This window comes from Enterococcus sp. E4-223 (genome assembly GCF_035727065.1).
In the GTDB taxonomy this organism is placed as follows: Bacteria; Bacillota; Bacilli; order Lactobacillales; family Enterococcaceae; genus Enterococcus_B; species Enterococcus_B faecium.
Genome location: NZ_JAPMLH010000002.1, coordinates 277,018 through 291,912, shown reverse-complemented (window position 1 = coordinate 291,912; position 14,895 = coordinate 277,018). Strand labels below are relative to the sequence as shown.

Below are 14,895 nucleotides of genomic sequence, written 5' to 3'. Positions count from 1 at the left end.
CTATAGTTGCTGCAATCATTTTTTCATTTTTCTGAAACAGGTAGTTTATTCAATTATAGAGTAGTTGATCGGGAAATTCTCGCGCATCTGTGATCAATGTCCTGCCAAATCCTGTAGTACCTCTTATTCCATGAAAATCAGAACCGCCAAAACAAGAAAAATGATATGTTTTGATGAGATCTGAAAGGATTTTAAGGTCTCTTATACGATGAGCTGGATGATACTTCTCCAAACCATCAATCCCGAATGAAGCGAGTTCTGGGATTAAATCATAGTTATCAAATTTTCCTGGACAGGCTAGAACAGTCAATCCACCACCGTATTTGATTGCCTCTATGGCATCATATACATTTATTTTTTTTCGATTATCAGAAACTTCTTCTGCTGTCATAAGTTTTTGATAAAACGTATGGTCCATCTGTGTACCATAGCCTCTTTTTTTCAATAAACGATATAAATGACAGGGATAAAGTGCAGTTGCCTTCTCTGCTTCCTTCCAAAGTTCCTCTTCCTTCAGATGATAACCTTCTGCCTGCAGTTTTTTTAACTTAAATAAAGTTTGATTGGTTTGAAAATGAAGTAACGGTCTGCACAACTGCTTGATATAGCTCCGATTTGAAAGATTATATCCCAATATGCGGACATGTTTTTGTCTTTTCAAGTCAAAAGCACTAATTTCGATTCCTTCGATCAAATTAACAGGCGACTCAAAGAATACTTCTTTTACTGCTTCTATCCCTGCGAATGTATGATGATCCACGATTGCTAAATGGTTTATTTCTTGAGCTGTCGCTAAAGACAAAAGTTCTTTTGGATGAAAAAAACCATTCGAATAGCAGCTATGCACATGTAAGTCTGCCTTCATTCCCGTTCTCCTCTTTCTATAAAATTTTATGTTTTGACAATATATTTTTCTTTTAATTTCAAAGAAATAAATTCTAACAGTACAGCAATCGTCAAGATCATATAGACCATCACGCCGATTTCTCGAAAATCAAAATAAAAGTTACTAGCCATCGTCAACTGAAAGCCTAATCCTCCTGCACCAGCTGCAGCTCCTACCGCAATCGCATTTGTAAAATTGATTTCAAACCGAATGAATGTCCAAGAAAGCAATGTCGTGAAACAATGAGGGAGAACACTTTGAAAAACAATCTGCCACCAGCTCGCTCCACACGCTTTCAAACTTTCGATCATGCCAGACTCCATTTCTTCAATACTTTCAGAATAAACTTTTGTCAAATAAGCAATGCTGTGAAAAGACATCCCGATAATTGCAGCATTCGCTCCTAATCCGATCAAAATAGAAAAAATCATGACCCATAAAATCGTGGGAACTGCTCGAATAAAAGACATCAGCCCTCTTATCGTATTGGAAAGAAAGCCACTGCTTAAGTTTCGGGAAGCTAACAGGCTAAGAAAGAAAGCAAGAAAAGCACCAATCACAGTTGTTAAAACAGAGAGACCAATCGTTATACCAAGACTTTCTACTAAAGAAAACGTCGTAAATCTTCCAGATAACTGCGGACGCAAGAAAATATTGAACATATTGGAAAAAAAAGCAGAAACTGCTTCTGTTAACTTGACATTCCCGTAATCCATTGTGATCACAGTGTATGCAGAAACCAAACATAAAAGTAGCAGCATGAGCCTTACAATGATCCGTTCTTGACGCCATAGTTTAACTTTTATCCTCTGATTTCTTTTCCTGAATGCCACCTTTGAATAAGAGGTTGGATTAAATATGGCATTCGTTTCATTTGTCTGATAATCCATCATCAGCGGATCATCCTCCTTACTGTATTCGAAATTGCCTCCAGTGAGATAACTGCAATAATGACAGTCAGCGTAATCATCCCGACCACATCGTATTGGAATTTTTTGTAATAAAAGTCAAATAAAAAACCAATACTAGTCCCTGTCAGTATCCCGACTAGCGTAGCATCACGAATATTATTTTCTATTAGAAAAAGAAGCCAGCTAAGGAGCTGATTCAAACACATCGGCAAAACACCTTGCCAAATGATTTGCAAATAGGAAGCTCCAGATGCCATCATCGCTTCAATGACGCTGCCAGATACTTCATCGATTGTTTCCATGAATGAACGGGTCAAATAACCAAATGTCGTAAAAGTAATCGCCAAATATCCGGTAAACTCGTTTTGTTTGAAACTTAACAACAGGATTATTGCCCATACAACAATAGGGACATTTCTGAAAAAACTCGCCATGCCTCTAGCGATCACTTTTGTGAAACGATTCAAACTGATTTCTCTTGATCCAATCACAGCTGCTATCAAGGCAAAAATAGCACCTGATGTCGTAGCAGTCACTGCCATCAGTATCGTCTGGACGAGTCTAGATATGATGATCGATAAATAGGCTAGGGAATCACTTGTCGGAATAAAGTTGGAGAATAGCCAGAAAAAACTTTTTGGCACAGCAGAAAAAGCTGCTCCTGCCCGAAATCCAACGCCATGTGCTGAAATAAAATAAAGAAAAGCAATCATCAAAATATAAAACAAGCGATATCTTTTTTGTTGTCTGAAAAATTTTTCTGCCTCTATTTTTTCCATTCTCTCATCCTTTACACTAATAATTTTTTAAATTGATAGATCGTTTCTATTTTTTCTTTTGTCAACTCGTATGGCCTTCCCTCAAATACGATCTTTCCGCTATTCACTCCAATGATCCTATCGGAATAATCGATGGCTGTTTCCACTTGATGCAAGTTGACAAGGCAAGTAATCGCCAATTCATTGGTTATTCTTTTTAAGTAATCCATGATCGTTTTAGCAGATTTTGGATCAAGAGAAGCTATTGGTTCATCACATAAGATGAGTGCCGGATTTTGCATGAGTGCTCTGGCGATTCCGACCCGCTGCTTTTGTCCACCACTTAATTCGTCACATCGAGTGTACGCAAATGCCGAAAGATCCACCTTTTCTATAAGATCAAAAGCCTGTTCTTTTTCTTCTTCTCGATAAAGACCAGCAGCTCCACTGAGTGTTGTTTTATAACCCAAACAGCCATGCAATACATTTTCGATCACAGTAAGGCGACTGACAAGATTATAATGCTGAAAAATCATACCAATACGTCTTCTTTTCTTTCGCAGTTCTTTTCTTTTCAGTTCATTCATTTCTCTATCCTCAAATCGAATCGTACCACTATCTGCTTCGATTAATCGGTTGATCGTACGCAAGATGGTTGATTTTCCCGCCCCAGACGGCCCGATGATCGAAACAAATTCTCCTTTTTCAAGTGAAAATGAAATATCCTGCAATGCTTGATTTCCGTTTGGATAGGTTTTCGTGATGTTTTTTACTTCTAATAGCATTTGGCTTTCCTTTCCAGTCTTTTCTTATTTGTTCATTTCTTTGATCTCATCATAAAAGTCATCTGAGACTTCCACATACCGCTCATTTCCTTCTTTTGTGAACATACCTGGGACATCAGCATCTTTTGGTGCAAAAATAGCTTTATTTTCAGCTGTACTATCAGCAGTCATTCCTTTGATGATCTTATCAATATCTGCTTCAGACAACGTCTGTTTGTTTGCTGCAATTGGTCCATTCAAGACCGGTATGGAAAGAATAACTTGTGCTTGTTCCCCTCGTACCGTGTCAAAAGGAGCTTGAGTATCTTTTTTTACTTCGTAAATGACTCCTGCCTTGTTTTCTTCTCCTTTGATCACATCAAAATATTGCGGCATATTCATAAAAGCAGCTACATCCGCGTCGCCTTTTAATAAATTGATCATGGATCCTTGAGGAGACCCGCCAAACAACACTTTTTCAAAGAATAGACCATCCATGATAAGATCATCTGTATTCTTTAAATCAAAATGTTCAGCGATTTTGTTGCTCGGTACAGTAAAACCAGAAGTTGAGGTATTCGTGACGAAAGAAATCGTTTTGCCTTTGATTGGATCAATCGTATAGCCGCCTGTTTCTTCGTACTCTTTGCTTTTTTCTGGTTTCACCGCTAAAAAGCTGTAATATAACGCATCTTCCAGCGTTCCGCTTGGCCCAGAATTGGTCAATATGGCTTCTACTTGCTCATTTTTCTTGTTTGCTTCGATATAGCCTTCTGCACCCATATAAGCTAAGTCTACTTGTCCATTTGCAATAGATTCCACGACCACGTTGTAATCTGTACTTGTCACTAATTCAACTTTCTTATCTGTAGCTTTTTCAACCACCGCTTTTACCGCTTCTCTTGCCGGTTCAAACTCTGCAGCAGATTCATTAGGGTAAAAAGCAATATTGATCGTATCAGAGGATTGGTTTTGATTACCACTTACTGTCTGATTGGACGAACGACAACCTGCTAATACCATTAGAGTTGCTATTAATACTATACTCACCATCGTTTTTTCTATTTTTTTCAACTCAAACATATCTTAGCTCCTTTTATTTATTTGCTACATCTTTAGTGTACCCTCTATTTGTAAAGTTCTAATTTGTATCTTTCTTAATTCAAATAAAGATTGTAAAAACTATGTAAATTCGTGATTTCTCTATCCCAAAAGTTTATCTAAGCAGGAACAAGGTTCTTTGTCTCTTTTCAGCTAGCTAGATCTAAACTGGTTTAAACAAAGATTTACAAAACACGCTGTGCTGGAAATATTTTTACGGTGGATTCTTTCCTATCTCGGTTAAAAATAAAAAGCATGCCCTGCAATATGCAGGTCATGCTTTTTATTCACTATTATTTAATTAAATAGAAGTTTCTGTGATGATCGCAATCAATTTCTTTCTTAACTGATCGAATTGACTGTAAGACTGATTGAATAATCTCTGCACAGACTGATGGCTGTTTTCCATCCAGTTTTCTGGCTTTTTCTCTCCAAGAAAATCAGCTAGGAGCTGGTCTGTTTTTGTTTTGTTTATTTTCTCCGCTTCTTTTAGCAGATAAAAGTCTTCTACACCACGATACAGTTCTTTATAGCGAAGAGACAAGAGCAAGCTGCCGGAGACAGATGGATAAACCAAGCACAAATCACCAATTGGAAGTGAACTGGTATTGTAACGAATATCTTCTCTTGCATGTTCCGGCCAGCAGTTATATGCCCATCTCAGCAGACCATCTGTTCCAAAATAATAAGCTAATGCTCCTTGTAAGCGGCTTTCTGTCAAGGGACTGTGCAAGAATGTGTTTGGTTTATCTGGATAATTGCAGATGTAGTATTGTGTTTTTCCAGGAAACTGTTCCTTCAGCCATTCATAATTTTGACAAGTACAATAAAAAGATGTGACTGGATAGTCGATCTCTGAAATCAAGGCTTGTAAGACTGGTTCCTTGTCAAATGCCACTTTCAGCTGTAATGTTGGTTCAATTTCTTTTAGACACTTGACAGCTTCTTTAAACGTAGCGATTTCATGTGCTTTTGGCTCATCTGCCATGAGACGAACTTTGTCCCAAATGTTCTTTTTCTTAAAATAGGTAAACAATTGCTGGAAATATTGTCTGAGCTCTTCTTGTTTTTCGATGAATGCCATTTGCTCTATTTCCTCATCATAATAACGGATCACAAGTTTTTCTGGATGTTCTACTGCTTTATTCAAAGGGAAGAAGGGTGGCTGCCAGACGCCTAAAAGGCCGAACACATCGATTTCTTTATCGATCCCTGCTTCAAAAAAACAAGCTAAATACTTATCCAAAATTGAAAAATCACACTGGATATTTCCTTCTTTTGTTTTGAGGACTTTGACCATTGAGTATTCATACAAGTTAGCTGGGAAATCTTTGACAATATAATTGAACCATCCTTTCCAAGGGATTTCTCCTGCAATGACTGTAATGGTTTTTTGGCCTAATTCAGCTAAAGTTGAAGCCATTGTCTGAATCAGTTCAAAATGTTGATTACTCCAAAGAGGCACTTGGAATGTACGAGAAAGATTAGAAGGTTGCTGCCAAATGTCTAAATGGAAGGAGTCAGTTACTTTATCACTGAAAGTAAATGCTTCTACAGTTACTTCTAATCGTTTCTGTCCGATGACTGTTTCTTTTGTTGTTATTCCTGCTTGATAAATCGTGATATCTATTGGATAGGTGCCGGTTTTTTGTTGACCATCAACCGGGATTTCTACGTAAATAGGAGTAAAGCGATCACCAGAATAAGTATGTGCTTTTTCTTCTAACAGTTTATCTCCGTAGAAAATGTCGTCTTTTCCGCAATAATATTCAATAAAATTCGACTTGATGGGCAGTTCTGAGTTGATTTCTATTCGGTATATAGGTATTTCAATCGCATCTGGGATCGTAAATTGATCGTCTAAGCTGTAATGGTTTTTCTTCCCATCATGCAGCAATAACTGAAATGCGGCTGTACTATTTCGATAAACAGATATATTTTCGAGTGGCTCCGGTTCTTGGGCAAACATACTAGTAGATGGTTTAAAGGTTTCGTTCGTCAGCAAGATATTCATGGACAACCTCCTGTTCTTTTTTCGGATAGGTATATAAAGAGAATTTGATGATTTTAGGCATATTACCGATATATGGCGTATAGCGCTCATCCCCATTTAAAACACGCTCTGTGATCCATTTTTTTCCTTCAAAATATCCTTCTTCAAAATTCAAAATTTCTGAACACAGCTCTTCATCTACTGCATCGTGGAATAGCGCAAAGTTACATCCAGCAAAAAAATATTCATTTTCTAATTGAAAAAAGAGGCCAGCAGTGTTCAGCTGCTCTTTCTTGTCTTTGCTTAAATATTTGATCAAAAATCGGTAATTTTCATCTTGATACTGATACGTCATGTCCTTTTCCTTTTTAAAAGAATGGATCTTGATTGTTTCATCCGTTAAAAACGGGGTTAGTTCTTTAATTATTTGATAACACTTAGTAAAATAAGGCAAACTTCCTGTCGGATCAAAAGCCGCTTGGTCTAATCCTAACTCTTTCAAAAAAGCCTGATCCTCATCTATTATAGCTTCCGTACTTTTTCTAAGATCTTCGATTCCAAATGGAGAATACAAAAGTGCGCCTTTCCCAAATGCATAGAAACAATTAGATAGATATCTTAGATCTTTTCTTGTTTCTGGTATGAAAAGGGGTTGATCAATCATTTGATAATCTTGAATGATTTCCCGAAAATTTTCTTCATAGATATCTGGAGCAAAAGCCGTTAAGCTAGGTGCATTTTTTTCCCATACGTTTAATACATTTTTTGTAGGACCACCGCTAGGATAGTCGCCCGCGCTTTTTCCTTCTTTATGCAGCCAAGCATTGGTGAACAACGGGGTATCTAACCATTTTTTTGCTTCTAATGCCATCTTTTCCAGTGCATGACTAAAGGTATAGGCCATGAATGTCTCGTCTGAAAGTTCCTGCCAGCTGCTTGCTTGAGGATATAATTCTCTGATTCTTTCTGGAAGTGTGGATCCATATATTTGCTGTGCTTTTCTAGAGTAATCCCTTGCCGTTTCAAGACAGCCAACCTCATTTTGGATCTGCATCATGCATACTTGATCTTTCAGCGGATGCTGACTGATAAATTGACATAGGCTAGATAATGCGCGACAATCTGCTTCAATTGCTTTCTCGCAAAACGGTGAGATACAATTTAACTGCTCTTGCTTTTGGTTGACTACTCTAAAATAATTTTCTGTATCTGTCTTGATCCACGGAGGAACATAAGTAGATAAACCGTTTTTCCATAAACCGAACCACAGAAAAACCAGCTTGATCTTATTTTCAGCTGCTTTTTGTAACTGAGCTTCTATCAAATCAAAGTTGAATATTCCCGGAATTGACTCAATGTTTTCCCAATAAACAGGTACAAGCAGGGTGTTCAATCCAATATTGTTCACAAATGGCCAAATATTTTTTTCCATAGAAAGTGTCGTGGAAGCTGCTGAATTATGCACTTCTCCCCCTAAGAGAAGACAGGGTTTTTCATCCATGAGAAAATAGAACCGATTGTTCTTATTGATTATTTCATATTTCATTTATTTCCTCCGATCATCGATTCTTTGATGGAAAAGTTCAAAGATTCCAAGTCAATTCATTTACCCATAGACTGATCTTTGTTTTTGTAAATTTCTCTGGCGAAAATTCACACAGCTGGTTGAGGGACAAACTTCGAATGATTTTGTACCTACTTTTATCGGCTAAAAATGGCAAATGTTCAAGTAAGATCGAACGATTTGCTTCAATGGCGTATAAATTTTTGATCGGTACTTGCCAAACGTCTTCTATTTTTTGTGTAGTTTCTACAGCGGCTTGTGACCAAATGATTTCCAGCCACTCGATACAAAGCTCAAACCACTTGGCAAATCGTGGGTCCACCATCTCTTCACTATTTCCACTCCATTTATTTCCTAATGATAATCCGTGCTTTCCTTTTTGAAAAATATGTGTTTCAAATGGTACATCGTTTTCTTCTAACGCTCTCAAATACAAAATAGAATTCTCGATAGGCACCACATTATCTTCGAATGTAGAAAACAAAAAAGTAGGTGGCGTTTGCGGTGTCACACACATGTCTAAAGAAGGAGCCTTGATCTTCATCGCTTCCGCAAAGGAGCTTAAAATAGCCGGATAGGCAAGGATACAAGCACTTGGTTTTCGATCGGACAAAGTAGACAAAGCGGCTGCTAAATGCCCACCGGCAGAAAAACCGATCACTGCAACTTTGGATTGATCGATTTTTGCTTTTTCAGCTAGTAAGGCAATCAGATCCATGCTTTTTTCTGCATCCGCCAGTGCTTTGTGGAAATCACGGTGTTCTCCAACGTGATAGCGCAGCACACCCGCATGATAACCTTCAGCAGCAAATTTCAATGCAATCGGTTCTGCTTCTCTTTCACTGCAAAATCCATACCCTCCTCCTGGAATCACTAGTATAAACGGACGTTTGTCAATACGGTGAAATTCGGGTTTTTCTTCATGAAGATAAACCGTTAGAGTCGTATTGGCTTCGTTGTCAATAGTCATCGTATTGATCTGCATAGGCTTACTCCTCTTCGTTTAATCCATTTTCAGCAATCAATTTTTGATACCAATAAAAGCTATCCTTTTTGTAACGATCCAAAGTATTCAAAGAATCATCTGTTCGATCAACATAAATAAAACCGTATCTTTTTTCGATTCCTTCATGGGTGCTGATCAAATCGATCGCGCTCCACGGACAATAACCGATCACCTCTACACCATCTTCCATTGCTAGATACATTTGCTGGATATGCTGTTTCAAATAGTCGATGCGATACTTGTCATGGATTTTTCCATCTTCTGTTAATTGGTCTTTTGCTCCTATTCCGTTTTCGGTTATCAATAACGGCAGACGATATCTTGAATAGATCTCATTTAACGTATAACGGAACCCTTCTGGATCGATTGGCCAGCCGAATTCAGTCATTGGCAAATGTGGGTTCGTTGTTGTTTGAAAGAAATCCGGGATACCAAAGCCAGATTGCTGATCGATCTTGTTTTCTTTTTGATAATAGGCTGACACAGTCATGGTATTGTAATAATTAAAAGCGATATAATCGCATGTACCTTCTAGCATGATTTTTTTGTCTTCTTCTGTTACTTCAGGACAGGCATTGATTTTTGACAAAATGTGCCAGGCATTATGGTTATAGACACCATAAACCGCAGCATCTAAAAACAGCCAGTTTCTTAAAGCACTCATATTCATTGCAGCCAACTGGTCTTCTGGTTTATCAGAAGCAGCATATACACTAGCAATGTTCGGTGCGGGTCCGATCTTTCCTGGATAATTCCCATCATGATAATTTTTCGTGACTAGGGCTTGAGCAACGAGCATATGATGGTTTTCTTGAAACTTTTCTTTCATTGATTTATTACTTGTACCAATGATCGAACCAGCTAAAGCCATGACATTTTGTTCATTGATTGTTTGCCAATAGTTTACTTCTTGACCGAATGTGTCAAAAAGCAGCTGGCAGTAATCAGCGAAAGCTTGGATCGTTGCTCTATTTTCCCATCCTCCCTTTTCATGTATCTCATAAGGCAAATCAAAATGGAACACCGTCACGATCGGCTCGATCTCATTTTCCTTCAATAAAGCAATGAGTTTCTTATAAAACTCCAGCCCTTTTGGATTAACTTTTCCATTAGACATGACTCTACTCCAAGAAATCGAGAACCGATAAGCTTTTAATCCTAGCTCTTTAAATAAACGAACATCTTCTTCAAAGCGATGGTAATGATCTACCGCCACTTTGAAATCACTTGTTCCGTCAGGTATTTCTTTCATATCTTGAACAGACGGCGCTTTACCGTCTGCATCCCAAGCTCCCTCTGTCTGATACGCACTAGTGGAAGCTCCCCATAAAAAATCAGTTGGAAATCTCATTCAATCGTACTCCTTTCGCTGCACCGATCAGATTTGCTTCAGACTCAAAGGCGGCAGCTTCTATCGTCATTTTCGTAATCGTTTGTTCGATCATCGGCGACACAGAAAAGATGGCTTCATAGTTTTTCTGGATATCTCTGATCAGCCTTTTTTGTTTACTGATTCCACCGCCAATAATTATTTTGTCCAAATCCAGCAAACACTGGATATTGAAACAAAGAATCGCTACTTGATTGCAGTATGTGCGATATAAAGTTTGTGCTTGTTCATCTTCTTTTTGATATAGATAATCAAATACAAGAGGTCCTTCTGGTTCACACTGAAATAATTTTGCCAGTTCTTTTACTAATCGAACAGCTGACAAATTGATCCCTGCAAATGATTCAGCCCCATTTATCTCACGATCTTGTATCAAGAAACTAACCTCTCCAGCTTGACAATGGGGTCCTTTTCTTACCTGCCCATCTAACAAAAGTCCAACGCCGACGCCTGTTCCTAGAATAATTCCTGCACCATTTTCAATCCCTTTTAAATGACCGAAACTTGCTTCTCCCAATACAGCAGCTTTCGCATCATTTTCTACAAACACACGAACGGGCAAATGTTTTTCTATTTCTTGCTTTAAATTGACTTCATTCAGGCACGCGACTGCTCCACCAAAAAAGACGGTTGACGCTTCTTTCACCGCACCAGGAACAGAAAATCCGACAAATTCAATGGGTTCGATCTGCTGATAAGAACGGATCAATTTGACAAGGGCAAGGATAAAATTGTCCTTATCCGTTTTCGGTGTCTCTATTTGTCTTTTTTCTCTTATTTGCGTATCCATTATTAAAGCTGACTTGATATACGTTCCACCGATATCGATACTTAATGTCCACATGCTTTTCCCCTTCATTATGCTTCGACTTCTGCATTGATGATTTTTTCTGCTTTCGTTTCTGCTTCTTCTTTTTCCAGCGCCGCTTCTAACTCTAGTTCTTTCTTATCTGCGATCTTAATGAATGGGTACCACATCACCACACCGATTGCCATACAAATAACCATTAGGATCGTGTAGTTCAATCCGCCTGATAAAGGCATCTTCACAAATGTAGGAGTTGTCCAAGGTAATAGCGACATAGTCGGATTCAAAGAAATCGGCAATATGGTAGTGGTTAATCCCCACGTAACGAATCCTGCAATCAATTGTGTAAAGATTTGTGGAATAAAGAAAATCGGATTCAAGATGATCGGCATCCCAAACATCAATGGTTCTGTCACATTGAATAAGGATGGAACAAAAGATAATTTACCTAACTGGCGCATTTTGGCTGATTTGCTTTTGATCATGAAAAATGTCACGAATCCCATGAATCCAGCTGCGTACATCCCCATGTAGATAACAGACGGAACTAAATAGGGTAATGCTTTTCCTTCTTGGAAGGCAGCAATGTTCCCAACGACCATCGTCATACTGATTGCGCCTAAAGGTCCTTGCAAAACAGCATTGTGGATACCGAAGAACCATAAAACAGCTAATAATTCCATGATAATGATGATCGATAACGGACTCGCTACTAAAGAGTTCAATGGGGCATTGATTACGTCGATAAAGAATTGGAAAATCGTTCCTGATTGTGTCAAGCCAAACAATACTCGCAAAGCAAATACAACAACAAAAATGATCGTAACGACAAATACTGGTGACAAGGATTGTGTGACCATTGGCGGCACGCTTTCCGGTAATTTGATCATAATATTTTTCTTAGCTAAGAAGGCATAGAAGCGGGTAATGAGCAAAGCGACAAGCATACCGATAAATAATCCTTGTCCGCCCAGATAATCCAATCGTAACGCACCGACAGCTTGTTCTACTGCTTTCCCATCTTGTGTGACAGTTGTCATGACGGATTGCGGCATCAGCATAATGAAACTTGCCAAAGAGATGATCGAGGCATTCCGTTCATTGGTCCCTAATTGTTTTGCATAAGAGAAAGCTAAACTATATACGACATACAACGAGAAAACACCTGTAGCACCATTAGTGATTGCTTCTACATGAGGAAAAATCCCCACATTTTTCAAAAAATCGATCCAGCCAGGAAATGGGAAATTACCAATAATTGTAATGAAGGCAATCCCTAATGTAATTGGACTTGTTCGGATAAATCCTTCCATCAATGCGGCTAACACTTTGTTCTTTTGTAATTTCTCCGACATCGGCAATAGTCTACTACTTAAAAACTGTTCTAATTTTTCCATCTTTCTTCTCCTTTTTTATAATTGAATTGTACGGTCATCTTCTGAATCTACTGTCGAGAGAGAAAAAGTAAATTCGCCAGACTCCCAAATTTTTTCCCCTTGATTGTTATAAAACATAAGTGCTTCTTTTGATAATGTATAGTTAATCGATTTTTTCTCATCTGCATGTATAGAAACGACTTGACTAGCAATCAACCGTCTAACTGGTTGCACAATAGAAGCTGTCTTGTCCTTTACATAAATATGGATAACTGTTTCTATTGGTTTTGCTGAATGATTGATTACTTCATAAACAAGTTGCAACTTATCTTCTTGATCCTGTATCTCCTGCCAGCTTGCTTCGACTTTTCCATACGTTTTACCAGTGCCAAAAGCAAACAGTGGCTCATTGGATTCATCAATATACTTGGACACAAAGCGAGTGGAATGCGTACTTGTTTCTAAAGGTCGGCCAGTTGAAGCATGTGCATAATAGATTGGAATCTGTCCCTCACTCCGTGGGAAAGTCATGCTGAGTCGAGCACTTGGCGCTGCTTTTCCTGCAAGAAGATTGGCAATACCGATGCCTCCCATCGTTCCAGGATACCAAACGAGCAGCAAACTAGAGAAATAAGGTTCGATCTCCGTTAGGACAAGCGGACGTCCGGTATATAAAATCCCCACGATTGGTTTGCCCAATGCTGCTAACGCTTTGATCAACCGTTTTTGCTTTTCAGGCAATCGAAGGTTAGTTTTAGAAGCTCCTTCTCCACTTTCTAAAAATTGTTCTCCGATCGTCAGTAAAATCACGTCAGATTTTTCAGCAGTTTCCAATGCTTCTTGGAATAATGTTTCTTCGTCTTCGATTGTTCCATTCAGTTGTTCAATTCCAGCTTTTAACGGTCCAAATGGTTCATAAGAATCAAACAGGTTGAATCCTTTTGCAAATAATAGCTGTTCTTTTGAAAAATGCTGTTCTAGTCCATCTTTTAGTGGAATACTATCTTGAGGTTTACCACTGACAGAAGCCCAGAATCCAATCGTCAGACGACTTTTGCCGTAAGGACCGATAACTGCGATTTTCTGGTGTTTTTTTAATGGAAGTGTATCCTCATTCTTCAGCAAGACACAACTCTTTTCTACTAACTTGACTGCTATTTCTTTCGATTCTTCCGTCAGGATTTCTCCCGTGTTCTCTTCTTCAAGCCCACGATAAGGATCTTCGAATAGTCCAAGTTTGTTCTTTAAATCTAAGATCCGCCACACAGCTTCATCTAACAATTGCAAGATCTCTTTATTTTCTTCTGCTAATTTTTCTAAAGAATTGGTATAGACAGAAGTCATCATATCGAAGTCCACACCGGCTTCTAATGCTTTTTTAGCTGAATCTGCTTGATCTTTCGCATAGCCATGTACTTGCAACTCTTCAATAGCCGCATAATCAGATACCAGTACGCCGTTAAAGCCGAACCTTTTTCGAAGAATATCCCGATTAAGCCAGCGATTACCAGTAGAAGGCACGCCATTCAAAACGTTGAACGCGGTCATGACTAGCAAACAATTGGCTTCAACTGCCGCTTGATAAGGAGCGAGATATTCATTGAAGAGACGTTGGTTGGACATATCGACCGTATTGTATTCCCTCCCAGCTTCTGGAGCCCCGTATCCTGCAAAATGCTTGATACATGCGCCCACTCGGTATTTGTCAATCAACTGGAGATTGTCTCCTTGATACCCTTGGACAGCGTGTTTAGCAAATTCTTTTGCAGTATACACATCTTCTCCCGGAGACTCCATCACCCGTCCCCAGCGAGGATCTCTTACTAAATCAAGCATAGGTGAAAATAGAACATGCAGTCCGCTTAAATAACTCTCTTTCGCTGTTTCTTGTGCGGCTTTTTGAATCAAGTCAAAATCATACGATCCAGCTTGTGCTAACGGAATAGGAAAAATGGTTCGGAAACCATAAATAACATCTGACATAAAGAGGAGCGGAATTTTTTTATTCCTTTCTTCCATTATTTTTTTTTGGATTTTTTTTAGTTTTTCAGGTTCATTTATATTATAAATGGAACCAATCTGACTTAAATCAAAATCATCAGGAAAGCCTAATTCCTTTGTTGGTCCGGTATTCATCACATTGCTATCAGTAAATAAGTCGCCGTTCAACTGGACAGTTTGTGCGATTTTTTCTTTTATTGTCAAGGAATCGACTAATTGCTTTAATTGTTTTTCATCCATTATTTTCTCCTTTTTTGTAACCGTTTTTACACTTTTAATTATAACGATAAAATTTTCTTTGTTATACAACAAAAGAAGACTTTATATAAAAATAGAA

Annotated in this window: 12 protein-coding genes; all 12 read right to left on the bottom strand. The window is 38.4% G+C overall.

Annotation, left to right across the window (positions count from 1 at the left end):
- Positions 1–49: 49 nt before the first annotated feature.
- The 12 genes from OS139_RS04120 to OS139_RS04065 all read right to left on the bottom strand — a co-directional run bounded on the left by OS139_RS04120 (position 50) and on the right by OS139_RS04065 (position 14,798).
- Positions 50–865 (bottom strand): PHP domain-containing protein, encoded by an 816-nt coding sequence (locus OS139_RS04120; RefSeq protein WP_002306310.1) that lies wholly within the window; start codon positions 863–865, stop codon positions 50–52.
- A gap of 26 nt (positions 866–891) precedes the next feature.
- Positions 892–1,779: a PhnE/PtxC family ABC transporter permease gene (locus OS139_RS04115; protein ID WP_002331497.1), complete on the bottom strand. Its 888-nt coding sequence runs from the start codon at positions 1,777–1,779 to the stop codon at positions 892–894.
- Positions 1,779–2,576, bottom strand: coding sequence for a phosphate/phosphonate ABC transporter permease (locus OS139_RS04110; RefSeq protein ID WP_002331498.1), 798 nt, complete (start codon positions 2,574–2,576; stop codon positions 1,779–1,781). Before OS139_RS04110 ends, OS139_RS04115 begins: the two co-directional genes overlap by 1 nt.
- Positions 2,577–2,587: 11 nt before the next feature.
- A complete protein-coding gene (gene phnC, locus OS139_RS04105) occupies positions 2,588–3,340 on the bottom strand; it encodes a phosphonate ABC transporter ATP-binding protein (RefSeq protein WP_325066807.1) in 753 nt (250 codons plus the stop codon).
- A 24-nt stretch (positions 3,341–3,364) separates the two neighbouring features.
- Positions 3,365–4,402 (bottom strand): phosphate/phosphite/phosphonate ABC transporter substrate-binding protein, encoded by a 1,038-nt coding sequence (locus tag OS139_RS04100; RefSeq protein ID WP_325066806.1) that lies wholly within the window; start codon positions 4,400–4,402, stop codon positions 3,365–3,367.
- A gap of 319 nt (positions 4,403–4,721) precedes the next feature.
- Positions 4,722–6,434 carry a DUF4091 domain-containing protein gene (locus OS139_RS04095; protein ID WP_002331500.1) on the bottom strand — a complete coding sequence of 571 codons (1,713 nt, stop codon included), beginning with the start codon at positions 6,432–6,434 and terminating at the stop codon, positions 4,722–4,724.
- A complete protein-coding gene (locus tag OS139_RS04090; RefSeq protein ID WP_016628460.1) occupies positions 6,403–7,959 on the bottom strand; it encodes a DUF5597 domain-containing protein in 1,557 nt (518 codons plus the stop codon). Before OS139_RS04090 ends, OS139_RS04095 begins: the two co-directional genes overlap by 32 nt.
- 37 nt (positions 7,960–7,996) lie before the next feature.
- Entirely contained in the window at positions 7,997–8,962 is a 966-nt protein-coding gene (locus tag OS139_RS04085) for an alpha/beta hydrolase (RefSeq protein WP_002331502.1), read from the bottom strand.
- A 4-nt stretch (positions 8,963–8,966) separates the two neighbouring features.
- A complete protein-coding gene (locus tag OS139_RS04080) occupies positions 8,967–10,334 on the bottom strand; it encodes a glycoside hydrolase family 1 protein (protein WP_002331503.1) in 1,368 nt (455 codons plus the stop codon).
- A complete protein-coding gene (locus OS139_RS04075; protein WP_002306300.1) occupies positions 10,318–11,232 on the bottom strand; it encodes an ROK family protein in 915 nt (304 codons plus the stop codon). The genes OS139_RS04080 and OS139_RS04075 overlap by 17 nt, the downstream gene beginning before the upstream one ends.
- Complete coding sequence (locus OS139_RS04070; protein WP_002302944.1) at positions 11,232–12,578, bottom strand: PTS sugar transporter subunit IIC; 1,347 nt, start codon at positions 12,576–12,578, stop codon at positions 11,232–11,234. Before OS139_RS04070 ends, OS139_RS04075 begins: the two co-directional genes overlap by 1 nt.
- Positions 12,579–12,593: 15 nt before the next feature.
- On the bottom strand, positions 12,594–14,798 hold the full coding sequence (locus OS139_RS04065; protein WP_002331504.1) for a glycoside hydrolase family 3 N-terminal domain-containing protein: 2,205 nt from the start codon (positions 14,796–14,798) through the stop codon (positions 12,594–12,596).
- Positions 14,799–14,895 lie beyond the last annotated feature (97 nt).

Excerpts from the sequence above, each read along its gene's own strand:
- OS139_RS04120 (WP_002306310.1), bottom strand. The coding sequence starts at position 865 with ATGAAGGCAGACTTACATGTGCATAGCTGCTATTCGAATGGTTTTTTT.
- OS139_RS04115 (WP_002331497.1), bottom strand. The coding sequence starts at position 1,779 with ATGATGGATTATCAGACAAATGAAACGAATGCCATATTTAATCCAACC.
- OS139_RS04110 (WP_002331498.1), bottom strand. The coding sequence starts at position 2,576 with ATGGAAAAAATAGAGGCAGAAAAATTTTTCAGACAACAAAAAAGATAT.
- phnC (WP_325066807.1), bottom strand. The coding sequence starts at position 3,340 with ATGCTATTAGAAGTAAAAAACATCACGAAAACCTATCCAAACGGAAAT.
- OS139_RS04100 (WP_325066806.1), bottom strand. The coding sequence starts at position 4,402 with ATGTTTGAGTTGAAAAAAATAGAAAAAACGATGGTGAGTATAGTATTA.
- OS139_RS04095 (WP_002331500.1), bottom strand. The coding sequence starts at position 6,434 with ATGAATATCTTGCTGACGAACGAAACCTTTAAACCATCTACTAGTATG.
- OS139_RS04090 (WP_016628460.1), bottom strand. The coding sequence starts at position 7,959 with ATGAAATATGAAATAATCAATAAGAACAATCGGTTCTATTTTCTCATG.
- OS139_RS04085 (WP_002331502.1), bottom strand. The coding sequence starts at position 8,962 with ATGCAGATCAATACGATGACTATTGACAACGAAGCCAATACGACTCTA.
- OS139_RS04080 (WP_002331503.1), bottom strand. The coding sequence starts at position 10,334 with ATGAGATTTCCAACTGATTTTTTATGGGGAGCTTCCACTAGTGCGTAT.
- OS139_RS04075 (WP_002306300.1), bottom strand. The coding sequence starts at position 11,232 with ATGAAGGGGAAAAGCATGTGGACATTAAGTATCGATATCGGTGGAACG.
- OS139_RS04070 (WP_002302944.1), bottom strand. The coding sequence starts at position 12,578 with ATGGAAAAATTAGAACAGTTTTTAAGTAGTAGACTATTGCCGATGTCG.
- OS139_RS04065 (WP_002331504.1), bottom strand. The coding sequence starts at position 14,798 with ATGGATGAAAAACAATTAAAGCAATTAGTCGATTCCTTGACAATAAAA.